Origin of the sequence: Intrasporangium sp. (assembly GCF_035280925.1) — a bacterium.
Lineage (GTDB): Bacteria > Actinomycetota > Actinomycetes > Actinomycetales > Dermatophilaceae > Intrasporangium.
This window is the reverse complement of record NZ_DATEEY010000035.1, coordinates 1-3,636: the sequence shown is the minus strand read 5'-3', so window position 1 is coordinate 3,636 and position 3,636 is coordinate 1. Positions and strand designations below refer to the sequence as shown.

Here is a 3,636-nt window from a genome sequence, read left to right as displayed (position 1 = left end):
CTGCTGGTGATCGGAGTGACGCTGATCGGTGATGGGATCGGCGGACTCCCATCATGATTTTCGAGAATCCACCCTCCTGACTCCGCGAACGCAGAGGAAGACTAGGCCTCGGCACGAGCACCACCGCCCGCGGCTGCTCCTGCACTGCGGCGTCAGGTGGCAGACTCCCCAGACCGTGAGCCTGCGAGGCCGCTCACCACGCTTGGTGGCGTAGCGCCCGATAAGGAGCGGTCGATGACCGGCGCTGCCTGCTGGCCCTGGGCACACTTGTTGGACCACGTCCGAAGGATGCGAGCCCGCCTACAGACCGCTGACGGATCAAGGTCGGGGCGGTTAGCAGCATGGGATGCTCGGTGACCCTCCGGCCCTGGGACCTGCAGCGCGCCCGGGAGCTGCACCGAGCAGACCTTCCGGACGATCGCGGCGGGGTTCTTCTCTAGGCCGGGGAGTCGGGGGGCCGTCGCCCAGTGCCCGGCGAGGTGGTGAAGTTGAGAGAGGAGCTGTAGCCATAGCTCGACGTTCGTTAGCCCCATTGCCGTTCCGCTGCGGCGAAGCCTTCTGTTGCGCCAGCCATCTCCGGGTTCGGGATTACTCGCACCCTGACCGTCCTGGACGCGATCATGCTGACAAGTCGCTCACAGGGAGGACGGCCAATGGCTCACCGCGACGATCCATCCGATCCCAGCCGGCGCCTCGAGCCCGTCAACCTCCCAGGGCTGGAGGAACGGGTGCAGGCCAGGCTGGCCGAGGAGCTGGGCTGGTATGACGCCCGCGCCCGGGAGAACCAGCGCTGGTATCGCGCCATCAAGGTCGTCCAGCTGGTCGCGGCCGCGCTGGTCCCGGTGATGGCCGGGATAGGCGCGTCGGCCTGGATCACTGGTGGGCTCGGCAGCCTGATCGTGGTCCTGGAAGGTGTTCAGCAGCTGTATCAGTTCCAGGAGCACTGGATTGCCTACCGGACGACCTGGGAGGGGCTGCGTCGCGAGCAGCACCTGTACGAGGCTCGTGGCGGCGACTACGCCACCGCGGCCAGCCCACCTACGCTGCTTGCCGAACGTGTCGAGGCGCTGGTGGCCCGCGAGCATGCCCGCTGGGTGTCGGTTCAGGAGGCAGCCGCCCGAGTCCAGGTGCAGCCTCGCGACGGTTGAGCGCCGCCGCCACACCTCAGCGTGTGGCTACTGACCAAGCCGTCCGAGTGATTGTGCCGCGTCGCCCCTGATTGAACCTCCGGCCCGCCGGAGCGTCCAGGGAACACGACACGCGCCGGCTGCACGCCATGGCGCCGGGGCTCGTGGGCCAGACCATCGAACGTGCCGGAGGCCCCGGTCGTTGTAAGCGACAGACGGCCCTTCTCTGAACTGGATGACAGCTGCTGACCTGCGAACAGCGGGTCGGTGATCATCCGCGGTTGTCCCCACGAACCCTGCTACCACGAACCAGGGATCGACTGCCTTGGGCGTCGGCTAGGGTGCTTGCCAGACGCGGAGTTGCCTGCGGCCGAACCGCGTGCAGGCGGCCACCGATGGCTCCCAGATATCCAGCCGCCGCCCCTTGATCGCCCCCCCGGTGTCGGCGGCCACCCGAGGGCCGACCTCATCGATCACCAGCCGCGTCCCCAACGGCACCACCCTGGGATCGACCGAGACCGTCTCCCGAGAGCTGGGCCTGCCCGAGGCCGTCACCCCCTTGCCCGAATGGCAGCTCACCTCGAAGACGCCAAGCTCCACCCCACGAGCGCCGGTCGTGCTCGTCGGCGCCAACTCCTGCGCGGGCCGGGTCGTGCCCGGCGGCGAGGCCGGGGGCGGGTTCGCGGCGCTGCAGGCGGCCAGGAGGACCCCACCAGCAACCGCGCCGAGCAGCGCAACCCTTGGCGCTCCCAAGCGGCGTCGGTGGTGCATGCGGATCGGCATGTCATCGTCCTGTTGCTGCGGGCGAGCGGCGCTGAGAGTCTGGCTCGCCTCGACCAGCTGCAAACCGGCTCCACGCCACCAAGGGTGATGAGCGACCTTGCGGTCTCGCGGTCGTACGTGGACCGCCGACGGACCCGGCCGCCGACCCATCGAGGCGCTAAGGGCGCTCGGCGCAACCATGGTGTGAGCGGCGCCAGTGACGCGCCTGTGCCCTCTCGATCGCCCATCGTGACCGTGACCGCTGCGGTGGGCAGGCGTTCCGGCGTCGGCGTAGCCTACGGCCATGGGGATCGCCGGTGCCTACCGGTTCGGACCAGAATCCGGCCGGCTCTTGGTCCACACGACCCGGACCGGGCTGGGCGCCAAGGCCGGCCACGATCTCACCATCGAGGTCACCGGCTGGCATGGTCGCGCCACCGTCGACCCCGCCACCCCGGCCAACTCATTGGTGACGGTGGAGGTTGACGCCGATTCCTTCCAAGTCCGGAAAGGAACCGGTGGCGTCAAGCCACTCAGCGACGCTGACCGCGCCGAGATCCACAAGACCCTCAAGGAGGTCCTCCACACCGGCCAGCACCCAACCATCACCTTCCGGTCCAGGCGGGTCGACGGGTCGGTGGCGTCGTTCACCTGCGACGGTGAGCTGACGATCATGGGTGTGACCCAACCGGTTGCGCTGCAGGGTCGTGTTACCGATGGCCGGGTCGTTGGTGAGGCGACCGTCGTGCAGAGCCGATGGGGCATCCGGCCCTACTCGGCGTTCTTCGGGGCGCTGAAGCTCAGCGACGAGGTCAAGGTCGACTTCGACGTGGCCCTCACCTGGCACGGTTGAGGGTGCTTCGCGTCGTGCTTGCTCGGTCTCAACCCACCCTGTATTCCCAGTTCAGCGCCGTTCATAGGCGCCTGTGACCTGGACGCCTCCAGTGCCGCCGCTCGCCGCAGACTTCCGCCTCCGCCCGTGTTGTTGTCGCTGCGGCTCTGTCAGCCGAAGGTGGTCGAGCCCGTGCTAGAGGTGCACCACTGGACAAGTGAGCGTGCGGGTGATGCCGTGGACCGCCTGCACCCGCGCGACCACCAGCTTGCCCAGCTCGTCGATAGTGCGCGCCTGGGCCCGGACGATCACGTCGTAGGGGCCAACCACGTCCTCGGCCTGCTGCACACCCTTGATCTCGACGATCTCCTTGGCGACCTGAGCGGCCTTGCCGACCTCGGTCTGGACAAGGATGTATGCCGTCACCACAGGGACCGACCTCCATGTGTCACGCCGTCCGCGGCGCCTGTAAAGCGTGGTGCGAAGGGATAGTGGCATGCAGCGGCCGGGTCAGGCGATCACATGGCTGCACACTCGCGTCGATCCGCGTCGATCCGATGATTCGCGCTCGCAGGTAGCAGCCGCCGGGATTTGGACCCCGCTAGCCCCATCCGGTTAAGTCCAGAAAGTACGCCGTTGGATGCCTGATCTGCAGGTTTACCGCGAATGTGTGCTGTGAGGTCCGGGAGTATGCACGCCGTCTGTGAGCAGATCATGAGCAGGCAGCCCACCGGGCTCGGCGAGGCCGCCTCACATCTGCGCCGGCAAGCCTCGGAAGGAGGTATGCCAGCGAGACCCTGGTCGCTCGCCCCAACACCCCTTGACCCTCGGCCGGGGTTGTGGGTCGATGCTCAAGATGTCAGCCCAGCGTGGGACGCGCCGACGAGGCCGCCGCCGCCGACAAGCTCCCAGCAA

Annotated in this window: 4 protein-coding genes; 2 read left to right on the top strand and 2 right to left on the bottom strand. The window is 68.0% G+C overall.

Features of this window, described 5'->3' with window-relative positions; translation table 11 throughout:
• Positions 1-653: 653 nt before the first annotated feature.
• Complete coding sequence (locus VJN29_RS03700) at positions 654-1,148, top strand: DUF4231 domain-containing protein (RefSeq protein ID WP_324142231.1); 495 nt, start codon at positions 654-656, stop codon at positions 1,146-1,148.
• A 315-nt stretch (positions 1,149-1,463) separates the two neighbouring features.
• On the opposite strand, the gene VJN29_RS03695 is transcribed toward VJN29_RS03700, so the two are convergent.
• On the bottom strand, positions 1,464-1,973 hold the full coding sequence (locus VJN29_RS03695) for a 3D domain-containing protein (protein ID WP_324142230.1): 510 nt from the start codon (positions 1,971-1,973) through the stop codon (positions 1,464-1,466).
• Between the two features lie 220 nt (positions 1,974-2,193).
• Here VJN29_RS03695 and VJN29_RS03690 point away from each other — a divergent pair, with 220 nt between their 5' ends.
• Entirely contained in the window at positions 2,194-2,742 is a 549-nt protein-coding gene (locus VJN29_RS03690; RefSeq protein WP_324142229.1) for a YceI family protein, read from the top strand.
• 174 nt (positions 2,743-2,916) lie between these two features.
• Here the strand turns inward: VJN29_RS03690 and VJN29_RS03685 are convergent, their stop codons facing one another.
• The gene (locus tag VJN29_RS03685; protein ID WP_324142228.1) at positions 2,917-3,150 is read right to left on the bottom strand and encodes an Lrp/AsnC ligand binding domain-containing protein; all 234 of its coding nucleotides are present in this window, start codon (positions 3,148-3,150) and stop codon (positions 2,917-2,919) included.
• Positions 3,151-3,636 lie beyond the last annotated feature (486 nt).